Source organism: Exiguobacterium sp. HSB13, assembly GCF_056764755.1.
The window spans coordinates 353,077-378,857 of sequence record NZ_JBUZOM010000001.1 but is presented as its reverse complement, the minus strand read 5'-3'; the positions used below and the strand labels follow the sequence as shown (position 1 = coordinate 378,857).

Sequence of the window (25,781 nt, the reverse complement as noted above, 5' to 3'; positions counted from 1 at the left end):
TTCGTAGAAAAAGCCGACGGATGTCCGTCGGCTTTTCGTTCATTTCGTGATTAGTAGCCGCAACCGCCGCTTTTGTTTTCTGCTTCCATGCCGCTACCTGTCTTACCAGCGAGAACATCCCCGTCCGTCGCTTCGATGATTTGATCCGTAATCCCGTTCGAGATCGTCACCGTGATGTATTGGAGAAGTCCGTTGACTTCTTCTTGTGTTTCTTGGAACTGTTGGACGACAGGCATCTCATCGAGCTCAGCGAACAATTTATCGAGCTTCGCTTCGACTCGTGCGAGTGCTTCTGTTTTGCCGTAATGCTGGCAGTTGACTGCCTCTTTTTGAAGGAACTTGATTTGTTTCATCATCTTTTGGACTTTTTCATTCCCATTGATGTTGGCTTCTGCCGCTTTAAATCGTTCTACTTCCGGTGTCTCTGAAATCATTTTGGCGATTTCATTGGCTTTTTCGATGATTTGTTCATCTGTATACATCCACATTCGTCCCCTCTATCGTTAGCGAACACGTCGCTTCCCTTAGCATTCTGAACGATTCCTCGTTCTGTCGCATTCATTATACCGTTCTCACGATAGAGTGACAAGAATAGTTCCTTATTCAATCGAACGCCATAATAGATAGGCGGCGTGACTGCGGACAGGAGCAAATTCCTCTGCCAGTCGCGCCGCTTCTTCAACAGTCGGTCGGTAACCGAGTAACCGTTCGAAAGCCCGTAAAATCCCGATGTCCGATGCCGGAAACAAATCCGGACGACCGTATCCGAACATCAGGACGTTTTGGACCGTCCATGGTCCGACGCCTTTCAGTGCAATCAACGTCTCAGCAATTTCTGCGTCAGTCGCTGACGTCAATCCATCATAATCAATCACTGCCGTCGCTACGCCGAGCAAGTAATCGACTTTACGTCCTGATAGTTGCAGAGCGAGCAAGTCCTCACGACGCGCGGTTGCTAATTGACGCGGTGTCGGCGGAAGGATGATTCCGTCCTGGACCGTTCCGAATGTTCGAAAGACACGTTCCGTCAATGTATGGGCAAACGCCAGATTGATTTGTTGATGAATGATCGAACGGATCAAGGCCGTGAATGGTGAATGATCCAGCACAAGTCGTTCGTCGCCGAACCGTTCGACGATCGCGTGTAATGACGTCGCTTTGAGACGCCGCGCAGGATTCGGCTCACTGAGTCGAAAGCGTCGCTTGAGTTGCGTCAGCACCGCTGCTTGTGGTCCTGAACCGTCAATCCGTAATGTGTAACCATCGATGGCTTCTATCGTCGTGATGTACGCCTGATCGTTGATGAAGACTGGAACAACGAGTCGTCCTGCACGCTCGACTTGTAACGGGTCTTCCGTCAAACGAGACATAACACCTTTAAAATCAAATGCTTCCGACAACGTCAGATCATATGTCCAGCGGCTCATCCGACGAATATCTTGATTGCACCAAGAATCAAACCGATGATGAATCCACACAAGGCTCCGTTGACCCGGATCCATTGCAAGTCACTGCCGACTTTATCCTCGATCATATGAATCAATGTCTCGGTATCGAAGCGGTTTAAGTTCTCGCGGACGAGTCCACCGATTTTTTGGTGGTTTTGTTCGACGAAACGAACGAGTTGCTCCTTCATCCACTGATCGCTGCTATCCTTGAACGTCGGATGTTGTTCCCAGTCATCTAAGGCACGGGAGAGCATCGGCATCGCTCGTTCCGTCCAGAAGGCGTCTGACGTCAAGTAGCGTTCGAGTTCAATCAGACCAGCATCGTAAGCACGTTCAATAACCGGAACGAAATCGAGTCGATCGACCTCGCTTGCCTTCCAGGCATCAATTTTTGCTAGACGCTCTTCATCGATCGACAACTGTGCCAGGTTACGGCGCAGATGATCGAGAATCGCTAAGCGATTCGGATGATGGACGTGTCGCATGTCTTGAATGACCGTCAACAAGACACCTTGAATGACCAGACTGAGTTTCTCTTCTGAATAAACTTTTTGAACGGTTCGTGCCGTCACACGTAAGAACGTATTTTTTTCTTGATCGATCATCGCCGTATAGGCAAGGCGACCGATTTGGTCACGAATGATTGGATCTTCAAGTAGACGTTGCCCATAACCGAGTAACTGATCCATCAGCCACTCGTCAAGCCGACGTTCCTCATTCAATTCCATCGCCCGGACTGCCAGTCGTTGCGACGGATACGCTTTGATCGTTTCCGTTAATCGTGTATCTGCAAATTCGAGAATCGCCTCTTTTGGTAGTTTCCGAATTAGACCGACCAATAGTTCGGTGACGGTCGCTCGAAATGCAGGCAGAACCAGAATCGAGCGTAAGATTTTGATGACACGATCCGCGAGTGTCATGTGCTGCAGTTTCGCAACGATACTTTCTTTATTCAGCAAGTCCGTCTCGAGCATATGAACGATTGATTCGATGACCCGTTCCCGATTTTTCGGCAACAAGTTCGTATGGGGAATCTTTAAGCCGAGCGGATGGCGAAACAGCGCCGTGATCGCGAACCAGTCGGCGATCCCACCGACGAGCCCGGCTTCAAAACCGCTCTGGAGCCAAAAGATCCACGCATTTTCTTTAAATGGCAATGAGACGACGAATCCGACCGCCATGAAAATCAACGAGACGGTCGCAAGCCGCCGTGTCGATGTTTTAGGTTGTTCAAGTGATGACACATCGTTTCCTCCTTCAACTGAGACACTTACCTACCTTACGAACGGGATAAGGATTAGGTTTCGACACGAAAGAGCCCCAGTCATCGACTGGGACTCCCTATGTACTTAAAACGTGTATTCACCAAAACGGTCGCCATCCCATGTCGCGGTTGCCGTTGAGACAAAATAGACCAGTCCGTTGCCGAATGTATTTTCCATTAATGAAACGAGTTGTTGTCCATTCGTCTGCTCGACGAACGCCAATCGTACTTCCTCTTTTCCTTGATAAATCCGTTCGTAGACGCTTAAACCGCGTGTATTGAGAAACGTGCGTGCCGACTCGAATTGAATCGGACCGACTTCAGGTCGTCGTTCCTGAATGAACGACTGACATTTTTGCTCGAATGTCTCCATGGTTTTTCACTCCTTCTCTCTTTCTGTTCATGGATATCATGTTCCCGACTCTTCCTCATCATAATCCTCAAATGTGAAAAAAGCGACAGATGCGTCGCTTCTTTCATCATTTTGCGACGATTTTTCATAATCTGACACCAAACTGTCGGGCGGCATGAATCGCAGACGTTGTCGCCCCAATCGTCCCGGCACCCGGAAAAATCGTGTCGCCAATCGCAAAGAAATCGTCGATACCCGTTCGAAACGGAGCCGCGAACAAGAGACTCGTACTCGGACGTTGCGGATATCCTCCGACTCCACCATCCGGACGGAACGTATAGCGGACCCACGCCCCCGGTCCACCTGGATGACGTTCGATCGCCTGTTGTCCGAAGCCCGGAAACTGTTGTTCAAGAATAGCTTCAAAGATCGTCGACATCGTCTCGACTTGTTCGTCGTAGCGTTTCCGGTTCGTCTTATCAAACGTACCGATTGGAACATGACATGACATCGTCAGCGTCCGCTGACCGACTGGTGCACGCAACCGGTCCTCCGAACGGGAGAGGGAGACGAAGGCGTGACCTGAAGGTAAGGACGGATCATGGACTTGACGGAATGCTTCATCAGACAAAATGATCGCCTCCGGAATCGCCGCATAATACGTAAAGGTCGCCCATTGCTGTAGCTTTTCTTGTCGTCGGTACGTCCGTCGTAACGTTCGTCGCATATCCGCGCTGACGACTTCCCGGATGCCTTCAAGCGGAACCGCACAGATGACAGCATCGGCAAGCGTCAAGCGCCCTCGCCGATCCTCGATCAAAAAACCATCCGGCGTCTTGCGAATCGACGTGACTTTTCGCCCAAGCAGACAGGTTGCCCCGTTCGCCTCGGCTGTTTCTTTTAATTGCTCGGCCAGTCGGTACAAGCCGCCCGGAACATAATAGGCACCTTCGTGATAAATCGATAAGGCGACAGCCCCTAGTAAAGCAGATGCTTCCTGCCCTGTCTGCATGCTGTCGAGTAAGATCCCGTCGATCACTTGTGCGAACAACGTATCCGCTAGTCGATGTTTGCGTAACAGATGACCAATCGTCAGAGGAAAATATGGTAAGAGGACGACACTTTTCGCGTGACGGACTAACCGCTGAACATCGGCTAGATCTTGAAGTGGCAATGCCGGCAGTTCTGCCATCAGTGGACGAATCGCCTCATGAATCTGCTTGATTTCAGCAAAGAAAGCACGAATCGACGATGCCTGCTCCGGAAAATGTGACGTCAATTCGATTAGAAAGGCATCGCGATCCTGATAATAATGAATCGTCCGTCCTTCGATGCGAATCGTCATGACGACGTCGAGTGACTCGACACGGTGCGTCACTCCAAGATGATCGAGCACACGGGCATGAATGCCGCCAGCCTCAAATCCCATCCCAAGGGTCGCTCCAACTGGATATGTCAGATCCCGGCGCGTGAACTTCCCGGCTGACCCTCCCCATTCACGGCTCCCCTCAAGGACGGTGACCGTATGCCCTTCTTGTGCGATCAATGCAGCAGCCGTTAGACCGGCAATTCCTCCGCCAACGATGACGACGTGTTTCATGATGATTCCTCCTCCGTGACCCGGTTTTCTTTAAACAGGAAATTGCGGATTTCGCGGAAGACTGGCTCCCGGCGATGAATCGTGAAATGATCATATTTATACGATTTTGTTTGGATGTTATCCGTATAGTTCTCGAGTGCAAATGAACTCTTCAGCGAAATCAGATTGAAGTCGCCCCCTTTTGCACCAAACGAATAGACAAGTACGTCACGTGGCCACGTCTCGAGCCGCTGGGTCAGGTTGTTCATCGCTGGAGAACCTTTCGCCAGATCGCGGATTGCGGGACTGTTCGTATTCGTGCCGAGTGGTGCAAGCGTCAAGCCAAGTTTCGCGTAATCGGAGCCGGCGATCGGTGAGTCGAGCGTCACGACTTTTCGGACGTGATACGGCATCTCTTCTTGAACCGTATAGGCGACGACATCAACACCACCCATGCTGTGCCCAACGAGCTGAATATCGGCAAAGGTCGCTTTTTGTTTCGCATCGTAAGCTGCAATCGCCGCATTTAACCACTTTTGCTGATCGGCAAGGCTCGCCTCATCATCGGCGAAGACGATTCGGACAAGTGGGTAGCCGGTCGGCGAGGGGTTGACGTTACAGGTTGCTTTTCCGGAACGAGTCACGTCACATCGTCCTCCGTCATCGGCGACTTTTTTATTCGTGAAGTTTTGAATCATCGGCACGAACGTCCGCTCCGTCCCGAATAACCCATGGACGAGGAACGTCGGCACGATTTCACTCTTTCCTTGTGTGACGATCTGACGCGTCGGCGGTGGGGCACTCGACGTATCTTCCGCAAATAGCCACCACGCTCCTCCCCCGACAATCAAACAGACGAGAAGTGAGATACTAATCGTTTTCAGCTGTTGACGACGTAGTTTACGGACACGATGAAAGACCCAGTAGAGGAATAATCCGACACCGATCAATAACACGATACCGGTAATGATCCAACCTGTCGGATTCGGTACATACGCAATCAACTGTAGCTGGTTGGCTTTCGTTCCGTATAATTTCCATGACACATCATGGTAATTCGACCAGTCGATCTTTTCTCCATTTTGGAGACCGATCACTTTTGGACCGTGGAGCTTGATCTCGATATCGGCTTGACGAATATAACGATCGGCTAACTTCTTGACCTGACCCGTCGGTTGATACCCTTTGATGTTCAACCGATCGATACTGAGATCAATGTTCGTATCGAGTCGGTACGTATCGAACCAAAATCCGTTCGATTTCTTCATGTCAAACTTCGTATCGGGTGGAATCAGAATCCCACCGATGCCGGTCTTCCATTCGTCCTTGATCGACGTCATATCCTTGAAGTTCGCGAATGTCTTTTGCATCCGGATGCCTTCGTAGTCATCTTTCGTCTTGAACGTCTTCGCCGCATAGCCGTTCTTCTCAGCTTGTTTAACATATCCCTTCCAATTCGGATTCAAATTGAGTAGACGAGCCACCGGATGTTCCTTCGCGGCATATGTCGTCTTTAAGGTGACACTTTGATCGGTATGGATCGTTGCATCGTACTGGATGCGAATACACCCCCCAAGGAGCAGTGTCAGCATCAAAAATGAGAGCAATATCCCTTTCTTCTTCTTACTCATCAGGTCACATCCTTTCTTCATCAGTTATTCCCTATCTTGCAAAAGTAAAAACGGTTGACTTCTCATTCTTCCGCCCGTGACGCACATCAGGCAGCGGGTCGACGACCCACTGCCTGAGAGTATGCGGACGCGTTCGTCCGTGATCAGCATTAACCGATCAAGTTTAATTCACGACCGACTTTTTCGAACGCTGCAAGCGCCGTCGTCAAGTCTTCGCGTGTATGTTCAGCCGTCACGATCGTCCGAACACGTGCTTTTCCTTTTGCGACCGTCGGGAAGGCGATGCCTTGAGCGAAGACGCCTTCTTGACGCAAGCGGTCCGACAACTCGTGGCAACGTGCTTCATCTCCGACGATGACCGGTGTGATTGGCGTCGTCGACGTGCCGATATCAAATCCGAGATCACGGAGTCCTTGTTTAAAGAATTCCGTGTTTTCCCACAGACGATCAAAGAGTTCCGTTTCTTCTTCCATGACGCGGAGCGCTTCCCGGTTCGCTTCGACGACCGCTGGTGGATGTGATGTCGAGAACAAGAACGGACGTCCTTTATGAATCAGGTAATCTTTGACGTGCTGTTCACATGCGACGTATCCGCCAAGGACACCGATGGCTTTTGAGAGCGTACCGACCTGCAGAGCAACACGTCCGTCAAGACCGAAGTGATTGACTGTACCGCGTCCCGCTTTCCCAAGCACACCTGATGCATGGGCATCATCGACCATGACGAGTGCGTCATAGCGTTCTGCTAATTCAACGATCTCAGGGAGTGGCGCGATGTTTCCGTCCATCGAGAAGACACCGTCCGTGACGACGAGGCGTGTCCGCGCGTCTTGTGTTTCTTGTAATGCCGCTTCAAGATCCGCCAAGTCGACGTGTTTATAGATCCGGCGTTTCGCTTTCGTCAGACGAATTCCATCGATGATCGAAGCGTGGTTCAACTCATCCGAGATGACGACGTCTTCCGGACCGAGCAGTGCCGATAAGACACCGAGATTCGTGGCGAATCCAGACTGGAAGACGAGTGCCGCTTCCGTATGCTTGAATGTCGCGAGTTCCCGTTCGAATGCTTGGTGCATCTCGAGTGTTCCGGCAATCGTCCGAACGGATCCTGTTCCGGCACCGAACGTGCGCGCTGCTTCCGCTGCTTGTTCAGCGAGACGTGGATGCGCTGCGAGTCCGAGGTAGTTGTTCGACGACAGTTGGATCAATTCCTTACCGTCGATCGTCACGCGATTATGTTGTGCGCTTTCGAGTGCTACGAGGTTGCGGAACGTGCCCGCCTGTTTCATCTCTTCTAGTTCTGTCCGTAAGTGTTCAAATCCCATTAATTCGTCCCCCTTGGTTGTAATACGACTTTTCCGCATTTCCCTTGACGCATCAATTCAAATCCTTCTTCGAACCGCTCGAGCGGCAACGTGTGTGTGATCAACGGGCGGACATCAACTTTTCCGCTCGACAAGAAAGCAGAAACTTGACTCCATGTCTCATACATCTTCCGACCGGTGATGCCTTGAACCCGGACGCCTTTGAAGACGACGTGGTTCGTCAAATCGATTTCGACCGGTTTGACCGGCAGACTAAGGATATTGACGTCTCCACCGGCTGTCACCATCTCGAACGCTTGACGAATCGCAACCGGATGACCACTCATCTCACAGACGACATCAATCCCGTCGCCGTCCGTCATGCGCTCGATCCGCTCTAAGACATCGTCATGACGTGAATCGATGACGACATCCGCCCCCATCGTCCGCGCGAGTTCGAGACGATACGGATTGACATCGATCGCAACGACTTCCGCCGCACCGGCTGCTTTAGCGACCGAGACCGCCATCAGACCAATTGGACCACAACCGACGATTGCGACCGTTTTCGCACTGACATCACTCGCAAGAACGGTATGGACGGCATTTCCCATCGGCTCTTGAATCGAGGCAATCCCTGCTGGCATGTCTTCCGGGTTGACCCAGAGGTTTTCTTCCGGCATGACGACGTATTCCGCAAAACAACCTTGTGTATCGACACCGATGATCTTCGTGTTCTTACAGATATGGTATTGCCCACGTAGACACTGTTTACATTGATGACAGACGATATGCGTCTCAGCCGAGACACGGTCACCGAGTTTCAAGCGTTTCGTGCCTTCTCCGAGCTCGACGACTTCGCCCGAGAACTCATGACCGAAGACATACGGCGGATTGACACGTGAAGCTGCCCACGCGTCCCACTCATAGATATGCACGTCCGTCCCACAGATTGATGTTGCCTCGACTCGAATCAAGACTTCTCCACGACTCGGTACGGGTACCGGTACTTCTTTCAGTGCCGCACCGAACCCGCGCTCTTCTTTGACGAGTGCACGCATCGTTTTCGTCGTTGTCGTCTCTTCTACCGTCGTTACTAATTTCGTCATCTTTCCCCGACTCCTTCGCGGAAGTTCGCGTTTATTTATATGTTGCGAACTTCCAAATGTTTAGCATCCCCAAAAAACCAAACACATCTTTCCTCTATCTTACATGAATTCTGCCGCTAGTTTACCGAATGTTTCTTCGTTCAGCTCAAGATCCGCATACGCAAGACCCGACTCTTGATAGCCATCGATTTGCGACTGGTAATCAGGACGTGTTTCATCCTGATAGATCAACCCCATGACGAGTCCGTCGTGAGCATGAACGGTCTGTTTCGCAAGATCCAAGTTCGACGGGTCGTATCCTTCGATGTCGGACAGCTTCGTCAAGTTCTGTTTGAACCAATCATACGTATTGACCTTGTTGAACGTGACGCACGGACTGAAGACGTTGATGAAGGCAAACCCTCTATGTGCCGTCGCTTGCTCAATCAATTGCGTCAAGCCCTTCAAATCATTCGAGAAGCTTTGGGCAACAAACGTCGCGCCAGCCGTCAAGGCGAGTTCAACGGGTGAAACACTCTTTTCGATCGACCCTTTTGGAGTCGATTTCGTCTTGAATCCAGGTGCAGAAGTGGGTGACGTCTGCCCTTTCGTCAAGCCGTAAATCTGATTGTCCATGACGATATACGTCATGTCGACATTGCGCTTGAATGCATGAATCGTATGTCCCATGCCGATTGCAAATCCATCACCGTCGCCACCAGATGCGATGACCGTCAATTCGCGGTTCGCCATCTTCACACCTTGGGCGATCGGCAAGGAACGTCCATGAACGCCGTGGAAACCATACGTATTGATATAACCAGAAATTCGACCAGAACAGCCAATCCCGGAAATCAATGCCAACTCTTCTGGTTCGAGACCGACGTTCGCGACAGCACGCTGAATCGCTGCTTGAATCGAGAAGTCTCCGCACCCTGGACACCAGTTTGGTTTGACATCATTTCTAAAATCTTTAAAGGTTGCCATGATATACCCCTCCTACGACCTGCTCGACGACCTCTGCCGGGTAGAACGGATCGCCATTGAATTTCAAGATATGCTCGATCTTCGATGCATGTCCACAGTTCATCTGGATCAGTTTCGCCAGTTGTCCCGTTGCGTTGTACTCGACGACGATGACTCGTTTTGCCCGCTCTAAGTGCGGCGTGACGAGTTCACTTGGGAACGGATGGACTTGACGAATATGCAAGTGATCGACCTTGATTCCTTGTGCTTCGAGTCGTGGCATGATCTCTTCGATCGTTCCACGCGTCGAGTTGAAACCGACGAATAAGATATCCGGTTCTGCATGATGCTCTGTTACGAGAACGGCATCCTGTAAGCGGAATGTGTTCAACTTACGGAGTCGCTTCGTCATCTGATCGACCCGGTTCTTCGTCGCTTCCGACGGACGCCCTTCCTCATTGTGCTCAACACCCGTTACGTGATGAATCCCGTGCTTGACGCCTGGAATGACGCGTGGGCTGATCCCATCTTCCGTCACTTCGTAGCGTTTGAAGTACGCTTTTCCTTCAAGTTCTGGTAAATCTTCTTGAATCAACTTTCCGCGACGGATCTCAACGCGTGACATATCTGGTGGCTCGACCGATTGTTTTCCGAGCGACAGCATCAAATCCGTCAATAGAATGACCGGACACTGATACTCCTCTGCAATATTGAATGCCTCTGCTGCATCGTAGAACGCTTCCTCAACCGTTGACGGTGCCAAAACGACCTTTGGAATCTCACCATGCGTACTGTAGATCATCGCCATCAAGTCCGACTGTTCCTGTTTCGTCGGTAGACCTGTTGACGGACCACCCCGTTGTGTATCAACGATCACGAGCGGTGTTTCCGTCATCCCGGATAACCCGATCGCTTCCGCCATTAATGACAATCCTGGACCAGCTGATGCCGTCAAAGCACGGACACCTGCGTAGTTCGCCCCGATCGCCATCGTGACTGCCGCCAATTCGTCTTCCGTCTGGACGACCGTTCCGCCGAACTGCGGCAATTTCTTGATTAAGTATTCCATGATTTCAGATGATGGTGTGATCGGGTAAGCTGCCATCAGACGTGCTCCACCAGCAATCGCACCAAGGGCAATCGCATCGTTTCCGATCATGAACATCCGTTGTTTTCCGTCTGCCGGTTCCAAGACGAATCGCTCACCATCTCCTGCGAGTGCTTCAAATGCTGCTGCACCTTCACGGATCGCTGCTAAGTTTTTCTCGACCATGTCTGGTCCTTTTCGTCCGAAGATCTGCTCGACGACGGCTTGGAAACGCTCCGGTGCAATCCCGAGAATCGCACTCGATGCACCGATCGCGACCATGTTCTTCATCAAGGCCGTACCGAGATCTGCTGCAATCTCCGTAAATGGAATCGCATACAAGGAAGCTCGTGCTTCGTCTGGATTCGTCGGATTGAATTTCGCATCCGCGATGATGATGGCACCTTGACGCAATTCATGGAAGTTAACATCGATCGTCTCTTGATCGAACGCGACCAAAATATCGAGATCATCGGAAATCGTCCGGACTTCCTGTGTCGCGACACGAATCTTATTGTTCGTGTGCCCTCCCTTGATACGTGACGAAAAGTGACGGTAGCCGTACAGGTAATAGCCGAGTCGATTCAAGGCAATTGCAAAGATTTCGCCTGTTGATTCGATCCCTTCTCCCTGCTGACCGCCAACTTTCCATGATAACTGATTATACATCGACGTTCGCTCCTTCTCTGTCCCCTGAAATGATAGTTCTCTCTATCCTCCCTCATGATACCGATTTACCGGAAGTAGTACAATGCTCCCTCGGTGGAAAGGTGAGAAAATTTCGCAGGCGCAGCAAAAAGACCATCTACTCCAGTCGAGTAAATGGTCTACTTGCAAATAGGACCTATGTCCAATTCGTCATCGTGGTTCAATGATGAGTTTGATGGCGGTTCTCTCTTCTCCATCAATCAAAATGTCTGTGAAGGCTGGGATACAAATCAAGTCGATGCCAGAAGGAGCCACGAATCCACGTGCGATGGCGACGGCTTTGACAGACTGATTGAGCGCTCCCGCACCAATGGCCTGAATCTCGACGGAACCTCTCTCTCGAATGACACCCGCGAGTGCACCTGCTACCGCGTTTGGATTCGACTTAGCTGATACTTTCAGGACGTCCATGCGTGTACCTCCCCATCCAGAAATGGCAATCAGTCGAAGAATACTGACTGATCCGTCAGATGAATCCGTTCAATCTTCGTTGCTTTTTTTGTTGTGTCATCGATATGAATCAAGACTCCATTAAGTTGTTCCCGTCCTTCGGCAACTTCAAACCGTGTTGGGAGCTGTGTCTTGAATTTTCGTAGGACATCTTCCTGACGCATCCCAAGCACACCGTTTAGTGGACCTGTCATCCCGACATCCGTGATGTAAGCCGTTCCTCCGTCAAGGACACGCTCATCTGCTGTCTGGACGTGCGTATGTGTGCCGACGACAGCTTGAACTCGACCGTCAAGGTGATAGCCCATCGCGATTTTCTCACTTGTTGCTTCCGCGTGGACATCAACGAAGATGGCATCGACTTTTCCCTCGACTTCCGCAATCAGTGCATCGACGGTACGGAACGGGTCACCGAGTGGTGGTAAGAAGACCGTTCCTTGGACGTTGATGACGGCAATCTTTTTATTACCTGCCTTGACGATCATCATCCCACGACCTGGTGTGCCTTCCGGATAGTTCGCCGGACGGACGATTCGATCCGCGTCGTCGATCCAGTCAAAGATATCTCGGTTATCAAACGTGTGATTCCCCATCGTGATTCCGTGGAATCCGAGTTCTAGGAATTGATGATAGATTGACTTCGTGATGCCGCGTCCGTGTGCTGCGTTTTCGCCGTTGACGAGCATGACGTTCGGGTTGTACTTCGCTTTCAAGCGTGCTGTGAATTGTTGTAGGATATGTCGACCAGGTGCACCGACGACATCTCCGATGAATAAAATCTTCATTGCTGTTCCTCCGTTCATTAAAAAAAGTGGCGGTCGCCCGCCACTCCACTTATTTCGCGTATTCGACTGCTCGTGTTTCCCGAATGACCGTGACTTTGATGTGTCCCGGATAATCGAGTTCTTCTTCGATTTTTTTCCGGATGTCACTTGCCATCTTGTGAGCCAGTACATCATCGACGACGTCAGGTCGAACGATGATACGAACTTCACGACCCGCTTGGATCGCAAATGATTTTTCGACACCGTCGAACGATTCCGAGATTTCCTCGAGGCGTTCGAGACGGCGAATATAACTTTCGAGTGTCTCTTGACGTGCACCCGGACGAGCAGCAGATAATGCATCTGCGGCTGCGACCAAGACGGAAATGACAGATGTCGCTTCCGTATCCCCGTGGTGGGATGCGATCGCGTTGATGACGGTTGGATGCTCTTTGTACTTCGTACCGAGCTCGACACCGATTTCAACGTGACTGCCTTCGACTTCGTGGTCGATCGCTTTCCCGATATCATGCAGAAGACCCGCACGCTTCGCAAGCGTGACATCTTCTCCAAGTTCAGCTGCCATCATACCCGCAAGGTGGGCAACCTCAAGTGAGTGATACAGGACGTTTTGTCCGTAACTCGTACGGTACTTCAAGCGACCGAGAATTTTGACAAGGTCCGGATGAATGCCGTGGATTCCGACATCATACGTCGCTTCTTCCCCGATTTCTCGAATCCGCTCGTCGACTTCACGACGCGATTTGTCGACCATCTCTTCAATACGGGCCGGGTGAATCCGACCATCCTGAACCAATTTCTCGAGCGCCATTTTAGCGACTTCGCGACGAATTGGGTCAAAACCAGACAAAATGACGGCTTCCGGCGTATCATCGATGATCAAGTCGATCCCAGTCAAGGTCTCGAGCGTACGGATGTTGCGGCCTTCCCGTCCGATGATCCGACCTTTCATCTCATCGTTCGGTAAGTTGACGACCGATACAGTCGTCTCTGCGATATGTTCAGCGGCGAACCGTTGAATCGCAAGTGACAAGATGTTACGTGCTTTCTTGTCGGCTTCTTCTTTTGCTTTTTGTTCGATTTCTTTTTGAAGAATGGCTGCGTCATGTAAAGCAGCCTGTTTCGTCTCATCCATGATGATCGTTCTTGCCTCGTCTTGCGATAAATTCGCGACGCGGACAAGCTCTTGACGTCCCTGTTCATACAGGTCCTCTACTTTGCGCTCTAGTTCTTCAGCTTGATGCTTCCGTTTCGCGATCTCTGCATCACGTGTATTGATTTGATCTTCCTTACGGTCGATGGCATCAACACGGCGATCGAGTGTCTCTTCTTTCTGGAGCAACCGGGCTTCTTGTTTCGCTAGCTCTTGGCGACGTTCACGCAATTCTTTTTCCACTTCGTTACGAAGTTTGAATGCTTCATCTTTCGCTTCGAGTACTGCTTCTTTTTTCGTTGCCTCAGCCGATTCGCGCGCACGTTCGACGATTTTATTCGCTTCCGTTTCTGCGCCTTGAATCTTCGCTTCTGCAATCGATTTCCGCAAGAAGTAGCCTACGATGAATGCGATCAGCAAAGTGAGGAGAAGTATGACAATCCAAGTCAGTGTACTCATGGGTTCACCTCCCCTTTGCAAGGTGTTTCTTAGTTCATTTCGGTATTTCATCGAAGCTGTCTAAAAAACGTACATCTATATTGTAAGGATAGCACTCGTTCATTGTCAACGAACGGACGGGAAAGAATTCCACTGTTTTCCTCTTTTACACTAAAAAAGAGAGGATTCGCATGCGAATCCTCTCTGAAACGGTTTATTCAGCAAATAGATCTTCTGGTTGTTCTGCTTCGAAATCAACCGGCTCTTCGCGATCGACGAGACCGTGGTGTTCACGAATCAAACGTTCGACCTCTGCTGCGACTTCCGGATGCTCGACCATATATTGTTTCGCGTTCTCACGCCCTTGACCGAGACGTTCAGAGTTGTACGAGTACCATGCACCACTCTTTTGAACGATATCAAGATCCGTTCCGATATCGATCAACTCGCCGACTTTCGAAATCCCGAGACCATACATGATGTCGACTTCCGCTTGTTTGAACGGAGGTGCGATCTTGTTTTTGACGACCTTAATCTTTGTCTTGTTACCGACGACGTCCGTACCGTTTTTCAACGCTTCCGCACGACGTACTTCTAAACGAACAGACGAGTAGAATTTAAGTGCACGACCACCTGGAGTCGTTTCCGGGTTACCGAACATGACACCGATTTTTTCACGGATTTGGTTGATGAAGATGACGATCGTCTTCGATTTATTCGTTGCACCAGACAATTTACGAAGCGCTTGGCTCATCAAACGTGCTTGAAGACCAACGTGTGAGTCACCCATCTCGCCTTCGATCTCTGCTTTTGGTACGAGTGCCGCAACAGAGTCGACGACAAGAATATCGACCGCACCAGAACGAACGAGTGCTTCCGCGATTTCAAGTGCTTGTTCCCCAGTGTCCGGTTGTGACAAGAGGAGCTCATCGATGTTGACACCGAGTTTATTTGCATATGCTGGATCAAGCGCATGCTCCGCATCGATGAATGCGGCTTGTCCACCTTGTTTTTGAACTTCTGCGATTGCATGAAGCGCAACCGTCGTTTTACCTGACGATTCAGGTCCGTATACTTCGATGACCCGTCCACGTGGGTATCCACCTGCACCTAGGGCAATATCTAATGTAATCGATCCAGAAGAGATTACTGATACCTTCTGATCCGCATTTTCTCCGAGTTTCATGATAGAACCTTTACCGAACTGTTTCTCTATCTGGCGTAACGCCATCTCAAGTGCTGCTTTACGATCACTCACGTAGCAGGCCTCCTTTTAATTATCTTACTGAGATTATTGTACTTCTTTTGAGACCGAATGACAAGCATTTTACGAACATTTATTCGCATACTTGCACTTTGACCATTTTTCTCACTCTGGTGCTTTTTCGAGATGTTTCAGTAGAAGGAAATAGGTATCCTTGACGGCGCGCAGGCGAATCATGCCTCGATCGAACGATGGATATTGCCATTCGACAATCCGTGTTCCATGTGCGTCCGCAATAGCACAATAGACCGTTCCGACCGCTTTTCCGCTGTTGCTCGTCGGACCCGCTTCCCCCGTCAAGGCAACAGCGATGTCCGATTGATAAAGGCTTCGTGCTCCTTCTGCCATCGCGATCGCCACCTCTTTACTGACTGCCGTATGTTCTTTTAGAAGCTCTTCTGGTACCGACAGTACGGCTTGCTTCGCTGCGTCATCATAGACGACGGCGCTCCCACGCAATACTTGACTCGCACCGCTGACATCAACGAGACCACTTGCGACGGCCCCTCCCGTCAGTGATTCGGCGAGCGAAAGTGTCAATCCTGCTTCTTGATACCGTTTTAGGACGACTTCCGGCAGACTCGTCTCCCCATATCCATAAAAGTACATGCCGACTTCAGCAAGGACGTGTTGTTCGAGTTCATCGAGCATACGATCGGCTTCCTGTTGATCGAGTGCTTTAGCCGTCAGGCGTAACCGGACTTCAGCGAGCTCCGCATACGGTGCGACCGATGGATTCTTCGCCTCCTTGATCAACGTTTCCAGACGGTCATTTAAAGCTGATTCCCCGATTCCGAAGAATCGTAACGTCCGAGAGCGGATCGTTTCTTGACCGAACAGATGACTGAAGTGATCTTTGAGGATTTGCTTCATCTCGCGTGGCACACCAGGTAAGACGATATATTGGTGGTGTTCCGTCTGAACCGACATACCGGGAGCAAGTCCTGCATCATTACGTAAAACCGTCGCTCCTTCGATGACGAGAGCTTGTTTTCGTTCATTGATCGTCATTTCCCGTTGACGTGTCTTTAAGAACCCTTCGATTCGCTCGTACGCCGCTTGATCGAGAACGAGATCACGTCCGAGGAGATTAGCGAGCACTTCTTTCGTCAAATCGTCTTCCGTCGGTCCAAGACCTCCTGTGATGACAAGGAGTTCTGCCCGCTGTTGTGCCTGACGGAATGTCTCTTGCATCCGCTCATGATTGTCACCGACGACTGTATGATAATGAACGTCAATTCCGGCACTCGCTAACCATTCGGAAAGGTACTGTGCATTCGTGTTCGCGATTTCCCCAAGGAGGAGTTCGCTTCCGACTGCGATGATTTCTGCTTTCATGTTGATTCCTCACCTTCTTGAAGTATAAGAAAAGACTGTTCGGTATGACGAACAGTCTAAATTGATCCATCTTACATGGATTTCGTAATTAACTTAATGTTTTTAGCGAAATATTCGACACCTGAGTAGATCGTCAAAATCAAAGCAAGCCACATCGTAATATCTGCGAACGGAATATTCCACATCGCAAAGATGATATCGTGCAGCAAGTATGCCGTAATTGATGTCAGCTGAACCCATGTTTTGGCTTTGCCAGAGTTTCCAGCAGCAAGGACGATCCCTTCGTCAGATGCGACGAGACGAAGACCTGTGACTGCGAACTCTCGACAGAGAATGATGACGACGATCCATGCTGCGACGAACCCAAGTTCCACCAAGTAGACAAGAGCAGCTGCAACTAACATCTTATCGGCAAGTGGATCCATGAATTTTCCAAAGTTCGTCACTAGTTTTTGTTTGCGGGCGATATACCCATCGAGCCAGTCCGTCAGTGAAGCAACAAGGAAGATGATAGCTGCAACGAAGTGTGAGACGGGAAGTTCAGCTCCCAGCACATCCCACTGTCCCCAGTTCGGATCAATCGCAAGTACGATGACGAACACGGGAATTAATAAAACGCGTAATACTGTCAATTGATTCGGTAAGTTCATGTAACGCCCTCCTCCTTCATTTCGTATGTAAATGACATGCCATCTAAAAGAAGGCACGCCGAATTACGGCGTGGCTACTTTCTTTAGATAGATGTTTTGGACGAGAAGCGAACGGTTCAGTTTCAGTTCTTGGTCATTGACGACGATTTTATCAATCCCTTTAATCGAACCGATCCGGATGCGGATCAAGTCCGTCTTCGTGTCCTTCACGACGATCGGATTTGGATCCGATGCGTTGATGTGGTCTGGCGCGAGTGCTTCTCCTTCAAGTGATGTATCACGTACACCAACGAATGGCGACGGAGAGGCATCTTTCTTGATTTGAATCGAGACACTCATCGTATCTTTCGTTGCGACTTCATATGTGACATCTTGACCAGATGTCGACTTCGCAGCAAGTGCCTCTTTTTTAGGTTCTTCTTTTGTTTCTTCTTGTTTCGCCGGTTCTTCCTTCGGCTCTTCTTCGGTCTTCGCAGGCGCATCCGTTTCCTTGCTCGGTGCGTCTCCTTGATCGATCGTCACATCATTTTGTTTCGGCGCGGACGTCTTCGCCTCTTCGTTACCGTCGAGGAACGTCTGCAGACCATAATACAAGGCAGCACCGATTGCAAAGATCAATACGATGATGATGATGTTCGGAATCCAACGTTTCGCAACGCTCTTCTTCGGAGCACTGGATTTCGAATACGTCGCGCGCCGTGACAGTTCGACGACCGGCTGTGCTTCCGGTTCTGGAAGATCACGCTTGTAGGTCGTAAAGACTTCATCAACGTCAAGACCGAGTGCTTCAGCATATGTCTTGATGAAGGCACGGGCATAGAATGCACCCGGTAATTGATCGTAATTGCCTTCTTCAATCGCGACGATATAACGCTTTTGAATCTTCGTCGTCGTTTGAATTTGTTCGAGAGAGACACCAAGTGCCTCCCGTTGTTCCTTTAAGTAGGTTCCGAGCTCGGTCATCGGTAACACACCTTCCATTTTTCATACTTATTCAAAGTTGAACCAATCATTTCCACCATGGGAACGAGGCAGTTCAGTCACAATGATTTCTTCAGTCGTGTTGCGTAATTCAATGATGTAATCAAAATCATCCCACGTATACTCACTTGATTTAACGAAAGCATCTGGATGTTCGACGATCTTCGTCGCTGGTAGTCGCATGACTTCACGCAGGATTTGCCAGTGTCGTTCATCGAAATTTCGTTGTGACACTAACGCATCGATGATGTAGACATAATCACCCGTCCGCTCGTCGTCGAACAACGATGTTCGAACCGTCTGTTTAATCAACGTCGACGATAGGAACAGCCATTTCTTATTCGCACTGACGCTCGCTGCGACGATCGACTCCGTCTTGCCGACGCGTGGCATGCCACGGACACCAATCAACAAGTGACCATCCTGTTTACACAGTTCTGCCATGAAATCGACGAGAATCCCTAAGTCTTCTCGAACGAAGCGGAACGTCTTTCGCTCATCACTACTTTGATCGATATAACGACCGTGTCGAATCGCAATTCGGTCACGGAGCTTTGGTTTTCGTAGTTTGATGACCTCAATGGTTGACATCGTCTTGAGAATAGCGGCGAGTCGTGGAATTTGATCCGGTTGTTTCGTTTGCAGTAACATACCACGTCGTTGATGATCAACACCATTGATCGTCACGATCGAAATATGTAACATTCCCATCAACGAAGCAATGTCCCCGAGTATACCGGGACGGTTGACCTTTAATTCATATTCGAGATACCATTGCTCGAACTCACTCACGCGCCCATCCTCCTCTATCAATACGATTATCCATTCCTCATGTTAAATGATTTTTTGAAAAATGAAAAGCATTCCTGAACTGAAATTCCAATGCTTACATCCACGCACCATCTATTTTCAGGATGGCTCCCGACACATAACTTGACTCGGGTTGCACTAAGTAACAGATGGCAGAAGCCACTTCTTCTACTTTCCCGAATCGACCAGCAGGAATTTCAGCGATTGCTTGTTCCTTTTCATCTTCCGAGAAAATCGCGTTCATCGGTGTGTCGATCCATCCCGGTGTGATCGCATTGATACGTCCGTACATCGGTCCAAGTTCCTTGCTGTATGCTTTGACGAATCCGAGCTGTGCCGCCTTGCACGTCGAATAGACAACCTCACCCGCGACACCTTGTTCCCCTAATACACTACTGATGACGACGATCGCAAGCTTCGACGTAAACGGTTTCGTCCGTGTCACGGTTTGGCTGATGCGCATCAAGGCCTCGACGTGGATTTTCCAAAGTTCGTGCATTGATGTTGCCGATTGATCTAGCAACAAACCGCTATAACTCGTTCCAGCACAATGGACGAAGGCATCAACGACAGGTAATGCCGCACAAAATGCCTGCAAGTCCTCCTCATCCGCTAAATTCGCAGTCAGGATGTGGTGCTCTCCTTGCCACTCCTCTATCATCCGTTCCAAAACAGCGTGCTGTCGATACGTCTGAAGCACCAATTCATGTCCGGCGGCAGCGAGTTGTTTTGCTGCCGCAAGACCAATGGCGCCACTCGCACCGGTAATGAGAATTCGCATCACGCGTACGGTTTGACGATTGAGATCGCCCGGTTTTCAATGGCGAACAACTCGTCGAAACGGGCTTCAATCTCTTCTTTCGTAATCGAAGCAATCATCGTCGGGAGCGTGAATAAATTCGTACCGGCAAGTGCGTGACGCGAGAACTGGTTCGCGATGAATTCTGGTGAATTCAAGGCACGGAGGAACTTCCCTTGCATCATATTCCGCTTGCGCGTGACTTCATCTTCCGTAAAGTCAGGACGTGTTTGCAGGAGTGTCTCATACGCTTGGATGAACTTATCTGGATCTTCTGTCTCCATTCCAAACGTCGCAAAGGCGAACTCTTCCTCACTCGAGTAATCAAAGCTGAACGTATCGTCAATCAGACCGTCTTCATACAGTTCCAAATACGTCGATGATGTCTGATCGAACAAGAGATGTAACAGCAGTTCACTCGTTAACTCACGGCGGACTTGTGCCTCACCGCGAAGCGATTCGTCCTTGTAACCGATCAATACCTTAGGTGTCTTAACGTCGAGCTCGAGTTCAAAGCGTGGACGATGTACGCCGTGCGGCTCTTGACCGTAATCTCGTTCGATTGCCGGGCGATCCGTATAGTCCTTCTTCGCCTGGTTCGCCTTGATCAATGCCAGTGTCTCTTCCGGGTCGATGTTTCCGACGACGAACAACACCATGTTCGATGGATGATAGAACGTACGGTAGCACGTGTACAGGTCATCGGCTGTGATTTGATTGATCGATTCCGGAGTTCCCGCGATATCGATCCGGACTGGATGCGTCGCATACATCGATTCAATCAGACCGAAGAACAAGCGCCATCCCGGATTATCTTGATACATCTGGATTTCCTGCGTGATGATCCCCTTCTCTTTTTCAACGCTTTCCGGCGTGAAGTAAGGATCTTGTACGAAATCAATCAACGTCTCGAGATTTTGTTCGATTAATGACGTCGCTGAGAACAAATACGCCGTCCGCGAGAACGAGGTAAAGGCGTTCGCTGAGGCACCAAGACGACCAAACTCTTGGAAGACATCACCTTTTTCGGATTCGAACATCTTATGCTCAAGGAAATGGGCGATGCCGTCCGGTACCGTGATCCATTCCTCTCCTTTTTTGAATCGTTGATCAATCGAACCATAACGTGTCGTAAACGTCGCATACGTCTTTTCGTATCCTTTTTTTTGCAATAGGTAGACGGAGAGCCCGTTATCAAGCTGCTCGTGGTATACCGTTTCGTCTGTATCGTGATAGGTCAGTTGTTCCATCATGCTTCACCTCGCAATAGATATACGGCATCAAGATCGATTGCCGCTGCTAATCGAACGACGTCTTCACGTGTCGCCGTCTCAATGATATGAATTTCATCTTCAAGTGTTAGTCCACGCATCTTCGAACCATTCAACCAGCCAATCAATTGACCCGGCTGATCAAGGATTTGACGACGCGCATTAATTAACATCGCCTTCGTCTGTGTCAATTCTTCATCCGTGAACTGTCCTGCCTTTAAATCAACGAGTTGTTCTAAGATAATTTTCTCAGCACGTTCCGCTTCTTTCGTGTCGACTCCGGCATAGACATAAAGTGCACTGTTCAATGCCGCATAACGTGAAGCGGCGTAATAGGCGAGACTCTCTTTTTCACGCACATTCATGAACAGCTTCGAGTGCGGGAAGCCACCAAACAGACCGTTGACAATTTGCATACGGATCGAATCAGCAGATGTCGGATCGACCGCTACCCGGTAACCGAGATGCAATTTGCCTTGTTTGATTGGTTGCGTTTCGCTCGACCGTTTCACACCATTGACTGGTTTTTGGGCCGGAATGTAATGGCTGATCTTTTCAGAATGCGATGGCAAGAAGGACAACGCATCTTCCATCTCCTCCTTCGTCACATGTCCGACGACGAAGACATCAATCCGATCGTCTTCGATCATCGAACGGTATGTATCACGCAAGGATGACGGGGTGATCTGTTCGAGTTCTTCGAGTGTTCCAAGCGATGGCAACGCGACGGCTTCACCTGGTGCCATTAGTTCAAGGAGACGTTGCTGGGCGTAGCGCATTTTATCATCATATAGTGAACTGATCCGTAAGGCATGCAGTCGTTTTTCTTGTTTGACGAACTGTTCACGGAAACCACCTTCCGTCAAATCTGGATACAGCACCATTTGTTCGAGCAATTCGAGTGCTTCTTTTAACAATGACGGATGATGAACGAGTTCTCCCCGGACAACATCGAGTTGGAATGAGATGACGTGCTCTTCTCCGAACTTCGACGCGTCCGCATAAAGTCCCGCATCATATAATGTTTCAAGTGGTTCACGTAATGCTTTCATCGACGGATAAGCGGCTGTCGATTTTTCCATGATATACGGTAAGATTGCACGGCTTGTCAGCGTCTTCGCTTCTAACGGTGCTGAAAATGTGACGAGAATCGTCGTCGTCTTGAATTTATCAGTCGGAACGAGATGAAAGCTCGTTCCTTCCTTTTTCCATGTGCTAAATGACTGACTCATTGCTCTCCATCCTTTCGTTTGAACACGTGCGCACTGCGAACATATTCAATATCTGCTTTTTGTTTGACGGCATTCTCGTAACGGGCTGCTGTAAAGAAGAAGTCACTGAGTCGGTTGATGAATGGTAACAAATGAGCCGCTTGAGGAACATCGATCATCGAACGTTCCACACGACGACAGACCGTCCGTGCCACATGTAATGTTGCAGCTGCTTCCGTTCCGCCAGGCAAGATGAACTTATCGAGTGGCGGTGATAACTCCGTTAACGTGTCAATCCAACTTTCTAAATCAACCGTCGCTTCTTGACTCAAGCGTGACGGGCGTGGTTCGACATACATCAAGTCACTACCACAATCGAATAAGGCGTGCTGAATCACTGTCAGTTGTTCCCGCACCTCGATTGATGATGCTTTCGTCCGCGCAAGTCCAACGAAACTGTTCAATTCGTCGAGTTCTCCCATCAAGCTAATCAAACGATCATTTTTTTTGACTCTCCCACCAACGAGGGATGTTTCTCCTTCGTCACCAGACTTCGTGTAAATTTTCATTTTTCATTCACTCCTATAGCGAAAGGAAGCGACTCATAATGTTCGCTTCCCTTGTTTTTTCGGTAATCGGATCCGGAAGGTCGCTCCCTCACCCAAGCGGCTGTCGACTTCGACTTCACCACCATGAGCTCGGACGACATTCGCCACGATTGCAAGACCGATTCCTGTACCTGTCTTGCCACGTGTCCGCGCTTTATCGGCTTTATAAAAGCGGTCAAAGACGAACGGTAGATCTTCTTCTGGGATTCCGTCACCCGAATCAATGACGGATAATGTAATGTTTTCCCTATCTTCATCAATCTTAATCTTGATTTCGCCGTTCTCCGTGTAGCGCAAGGCGTTACCGAGGAGATTCGTCAACACTTGTTCCATCTGATCCGGATCGGCATCAAATATGATGTTCGGACCGGAAACTGAGAACGTGACCTGCTTATCGCGTCCCATCTGTTTGAACTTCTTGATAACTCGTTGTGCGAAGGAAACGGCTTCGACGGCTTCGATCCGTAATTCCTGATACCCCGCTTCCATCCGTGCGAGATCGAGTAGATCATTGACAAGACGTGACAGACGTTGTGATTCATCATAAATGATTGAGGCGAATTCTTTCGTCGCCTCATCACTTTCGGTCATCCCGTCGACGATTGCTTCCGAATATCCTTGTAGCATGACGAGTGGCGTCCGCAGTTCATGACTGACGTTCGCGACGAAGTCGGCGCGCATCTTTTCGAGTTGTTGCGCTTCCGTCATATCACGCAGGACGGCGACCGCTCCAATCTGTTCTTCTTGTTCGAGTAACGGACTGACGATGATGATGTAGAAACGCCCCTCTCGTTCGAAGGACACGGTCATCTCCGTCTCTTCCTGCATGACCGTCTGGAACAGTTCGATCAGTTCGTCTGGTACCGGAGAACCTGCGAGGAATGCCTCTGCCGGTGGATTCGTCGCGAGGAGTTCGCCTGATTTCGAGAACGTCAGCACGCCATCTGCCATACAGCGCAGAATCGAGGAAAGCAAGTGCCGTTCCTTATCGAGATCCGTGACATATTGATTGAGTTGACTACTCATTTCATTGAACGCAAGCGCTAAGTCACCGATCTCATCACGCGAACGTTGCGTCAGGCTCTGATCAAACTTTCCTTCACCGGCCTCAACGACAGCTTGACGAATTGTCCGCAGTGGTGCTGTGATTCGTGTCGAGAGGAAGAAAGCAAAGACGGTCGTTCCAATGATCGCTAACAGGACACAGAGTTGGATGATCTGACGTGCTCCCTCATTCGCCTGTTCGATGTTCGTCAACTGCTCGATCAAGTAGATTGTTCCGTTGCCACTGTCCGTAATGAGCGGTGCCCGATACGCGAGTGCCGCCTTTCCATCGAAGGTCTCATAGTTGCCGATCGCCGTCTCGCCTTCTTCACCGTCAATTGCTTTCCAGTTCTGACGTTCGAGTTCCTTGATGATCCGGTTCGCCTTCGCTTGTGAGATGTTCGCTTCGACGGAATCGTCCTGCGTCTTTGCGATCAGTGTCGCGCCGTAAATATCCGTGATTTCAACAGCAGTACTCGATCCTTCCTCGATGCCGGAATGCGCCTGAAAGACGGTCTCGACTTGTTGACCGAGTTTCGCGAGGTGTCCCCGCTCCTGTTCGATATGGAACGAGTTGAAAAATTCAAGTAACAAGATCGTCAAGGCGATCAAGACGACCGAAACGAGTAATAGAATCGTTCCCCATAGTTTGATGACAACGCTTTGCAACCATTTCATCGTCAGGTCGGACTATTCTCGAACTTGTATCCGACACCCCAGACCGTCGTGATCATTTGAGCGGCGTTCGGAGACAAACGATTCAGCTTTTCACGCAGACGTTTGACGTGTGTATCGACCGTCCGCAGATCCCCGAAGAATTCATAGTTCCAGACTTCCTTGAGTAGTTGTTCCCGCGAGAATACCTTATCCGTTTGTTTTGCTAAGAAATACAGGAGTTCGTATTCTTTTGGTGTTAAATTGACTTCTTGTGATTCAACCGTCACGCGGTGGGCATCATTGTCGATCGTCAAGTGTGGGAAGACGATGACATCTTTTGTTTTCGCATCCGTGTGGAGGAATTTCGTCGCACTTGCCCGACGAAGGATCGCTTTGACACGCAAGACGACTTCGCGTGGGCTGAATGGTTTGACGATATAATCATCTGCCCCCATCTCAAACCCATGGACGCGGTTCGTCTCTTCGCCTTTTGCCGTCAACATGACGATTGGCGTCGCTTTCGTTTTCCGCAGTTCTTCACAGACTTGCATCCCGTCCATCTTTGGCATCATCAAGTCGAGGAGAATGACATCGTATTCTGTCTCAAGCGCCATTTCAAGCGCCGTTTCTCCATTGTCTGCTTCCTCGATCGTGAAATTTTCCCGCTCCAGATACATCTTCAACAGGCGACGAATCCGTTCTTCATCGTCGACGACTAAAATACGTGCTTCTTCTGACATGCTGTCTCCTCCTATGAACTAAACTCTACTCCTCTATCCTACTACTCTTTTAGTATACTATGAAACGAAAAGAATGGCTTGCTCTGGCTGATTTCTCCGAAAAGGCACACTTCGATCGGACGAATACGAAAAAGCAGCGGACCGTTTCCGGATCC

At 49.7% G+C, this 25,781-nt stretch carries 24 protein-coding genes; all 24 read right to left on the bottom strand.

The window, feature by feature from the left end; all coding sequences use genetic code 11:
- Window positions 1-50 precede the first annotated feature (50 nt).
- The 24 genes from ACZGCQ_RS01955 to ACZGCQ_RS01840 all read right to left on the bottom strand — a co-directional run bounded on the left by ACZGCQ_RS01955 (window position 51) and on the right by ACZGCQ_RS01840 (window position 25,626).
- Entirely contained in the window at window positions 51-488 is a 438-nt protein-coding gene (locus ACZGCQ_RS01955) for a YlbF/YmcA family competence regulator (protein WP_023467714.1), read from the bottom strand.
- A gap of 111 nt (window positions 489-599) precedes the next feature.
- Entirely contained in the window at window positions 600-1,427 is an 828-nt protein-coding gene (locus ACZGCQ_RS01950; RefSeq protein ID WP_481265206.1) for a DNA-3-methyladenine glycosylase family protein, read from the bottom strand.
- Window positions 1,424-2,692, bottom strand: coding sequence for a DUF445 domain-containing protein (locus ACZGCQ_RS01945; RefSeq protein ID WP_481265205.1), 1,269 nt, complete (start codon window positions 2,690-2,692; stop codon window positions 1,424-1,426). Before ACZGCQ_RS01945 ends, ACZGCQ_RS01950 begins: the two co-directional genes overlap by 4 nt.
- A 105-nt stretch (window positions 2,693-2,797) precedes the next feature.
- Entirely contained in the window at window positions 2,798-3,085 is a 288-nt protein-coding gene (locus ACZGCQ_RS01940) for a hypothetical protein (protein ID WP_481265204.1), read from the bottom strand.
- A 124-nt stretch (window positions 3,086-3,209) separates the two neighbouring features.
- On the bottom strand, window positions 3,210-4,664 hold the full coding sequence (locus ACZGCQ_RS01935) for a phytoene desaturase family protein (RefSeq protein WP_481265203.1): 1,455 nt from the start codon (window positions 4,662-4,664) through the stop codon (window positions 3,210-3,212).
- The gene (locus ACZGCQ_RS01930) at window positions 4,661-6,277 is read right to left on the bottom strand and encodes an alpha/beta hydrolase (protein WP_481266361.1); all 1,617 of its coding nucleotides are present in this window, start codon (window positions 6,275-6,277) and stop codon (window positions 4,661-4,663) included. Before ACZGCQ_RS01930 ends, ACZGCQ_RS01935 begins: the two co-directional genes overlap by 4 nt.
- Before the next feature lie 146 nt (window positions 6,278-6,423).
- Entirely contained in the window at window positions 6,424-7,599 is a 1,176-nt protein-coding gene (locus tag ACZGCQ_RS01925) for a glycine C-acetyltransferase (protein ID WP_481265202.1), read from the bottom strand.
- Entirely contained in the window at window positions 7,599-8,687 is a 1,089-nt protein-coding gene (tdh, locus tag ACZGCQ_RS01920; protein ID WP_023467708.1) for an L-threonine 3-dehydrogenase, read from the bottom strand. The genes ACZGCQ_RS01925 and tdh overlap by 1 nt, the downstream gene beginning before the upstream one ends.
- Before the next feature lie 99 nt (window positions 8,688-8,786).
- On the bottom strand, window positions 8,787-9,653 hold the full coding sequence (locus ACZGCQ_RS01915) for a 2-oxoacid:ferredoxin oxidoreductase subunit beta (RefSeq protein ID WP_481265201.1): 867 nt from the start codon (window positions 9,651-9,653) through the stop codon (window positions 8,787-8,789).
- Complete coding sequence (locus ACZGCQ_RS01910; protein ID WP_214727933.1) at window positions 9,640-11,388, bottom strand: 2-oxoacid:acceptor oxidoreductase subunit alpha; 1,749 nt, start codon at window positions 11,386-11,388, stop codon at window positions 9,640-9,642. The genes ACZGCQ_RS01915 and ACZGCQ_RS01910 overlap by 14 nt, the downstream gene beginning before the upstream one ends.
- A gap of 189 nt (window positions 11,389-11,577) precedes the next feature.
- Window positions 11,578-11,838, bottom strand: a complete 261-nt coding sequence (locus ACZGCQ_RS01905; RefSeq protein ID WP_023467705.1) for a stage V sporulation protein S — start codon at window positions 11,836-11,838, stop codon at window positions 11,578-11,580.
- 29 nt (window positions 11,839-11,867) lie between these two features.
- Window positions 11,868-12,662, bottom strand: a complete 795-nt coding sequence (locus ACZGCQ_RS01900) for a TIGR00282 family metallophosphoesterase (protein ID WP_023467704.1) — start codon at window positions 12,660-12,662, stop codon at window positions 11,868-11,870.
- A gap of 49 nt (window positions 12,663-12,711) precedes the next feature.
- Complete coding sequence (gene rny, locus ACZGCQ_RS01895) at window positions 12,712-14,274, bottom strand: ribonuclease Y (protein ID WP_023467703.1); 1,563 nt, start codon at window positions 14,272-14,274, stop codon at window positions 12,712-12,714.
- Window positions 14,275-14,467: 193 nt separating this feature from the next.
- Complete coding sequence (gene recA / locus ACZGCQ_RS01890; protein WP_023467702.1) at window positions 14,468-15,511, bottom strand: recombinase RecA; 1,044 nt, start codon at window positions 15,509-15,511, stop codon at window positions 14,468-14,470.
- 111 nt (window positions 15,512-15,622) lie between these two features.
- The gene (locus tag ACZGCQ_RS01885) at window positions 15,623-16,855 is read right to left on the bottom strand and encodes a competence/damage-inducible protein A (RefSeq protein WP_481265200.1); all 1,233 of its coding nucleotides are present in this window, start codon (window positions 16,853-16,855) and stop codon (window positions 15,623-15,625) included.
- Between the two features lie 71 nt (window positions 16,856-16,926).
- The gene (gene pgsA, locus ACZGCQ_RS01880; protein WP_029341196.1) at window positions 16,927-17,505 is read right to left on the bottom strand and encodes a CDP-diacylglycerol--glycerol-3-phosphate 3-phosphatidyltransferase; all 579 of its coding nucleotides are present in this window, start codon (window positions 17,503-17,505) and stop codon (window positions 16,927-16,929) included.
- Window positions 17,506-17,568: 63 nt separating this feature from the next.
- Complete coding sequence (locus tag ACZGCQ_RS01875; RefSeq protein ID WP_481265199.1) at window positions 17,569-18,486, bottom strand: helix-turn-helix domain-containing protein; 918 nt, start codon at window positions 18,484-18,486, stop codon at window positions 17,569-17,571.
- 9 nt (window positions 18,487-18,495) lie between these two features.
- The gene (locus ACZGCQ_RS01870; protein WP_023467698.1) at window positions 18,496-19,278 is read right to left on the bottom strand and encodes a DUF3388 domain-containing protein; all 783 of its coding nucleotides are present in this window, start codon (window positions 19,276-19,278) and stop codon (window positions 18,496-18,498) included.
- Between the two features lie 94 nt (window positions 19,279-19,372).
- A complete protein-coding gene (ymfI, locus tag ACZGCQ_RS01865; RefSeq protein ID WP_029341194.1) occupies window positions 19,373-20,077 on the bottom strand; it encodes an elongation factor P 5-aminopentanone reductase in 705 nt (234 codons plus the stop codon).
- Window positions 20,077-21,348 (bottom strand): EF-P 5-aminopentanol modification-associated protein YfmH, encoded by a 1,272-nt coding sequence (gene yfmH / locus ACZGCQ_RS01860; RefSeq protein ID WP_481265198.1) that lies wholly within the window; start codon window positions 21,346-21,348, stop codon window positions 20,077-20,079. Before yfmH ends, ymfI begins: the two co-directional genes overlap by 1 nt.
- A complete protein-coding gene (yfmF, locus tag ACZGCQ_RS01855; protein WP_029341192.1) occupies window positions 21,345-22,598 on the bottom strand; it encodes an EF-P 5-aminopentanol modification-associated protein YfmF in 1,254 nt (417 codons plus the stop codon). The genes yfmH and yfmF overlap by 4 nt, the downstream gene beginning before the upstream one ends.
- On the bottom strand, window positions 22,595-23,146 hold the full coding sequence (locus ACZGCQ_RS01850) for a cob(I)yrinic acid a,c-diamide adenosyltransferase (RefSeq protein ID WP_029341191.1): 552 nt from the start codon (window positions 23,144-23,146) through the stop codon (window positions 22,595-22,597). Before ACZGCQ_RS01850 ends, yfmF begins: the two co-directional genes overlap by 4 nt.
- Window positions 23,147-23,179: 33 nt before the next feature.
- Window positions 23,180-24,907, bottom strand: a complete 1,728-nt coding sequence (locus tag ACZGCQ_RS01845; RefSeq protein WP_214808202.1) for an ATP-binding protein — start codon at window positions 24,905-24,907, stop codon at window positions 23,180-23,182.
- A 2-nt stretch (window positions 24,908-24,909) separates the two neighbouring features.
- Window positions 24,910-25,626 carry a response regulator transcription factor gene (locus ACZGCQ_RS01840; RefSeq protein WP_023467692.1) on the bottom strand — a complete coding sequence of 239 codons (717 nt, stop codon included), beginning with the start codon at window positions 25,624-25,626 and terminating at the stop codon, window positions 24,910-24,912.
- Between the last annotated feature and the right edge of the window lie 155 nt (window positions 25,627-25,781).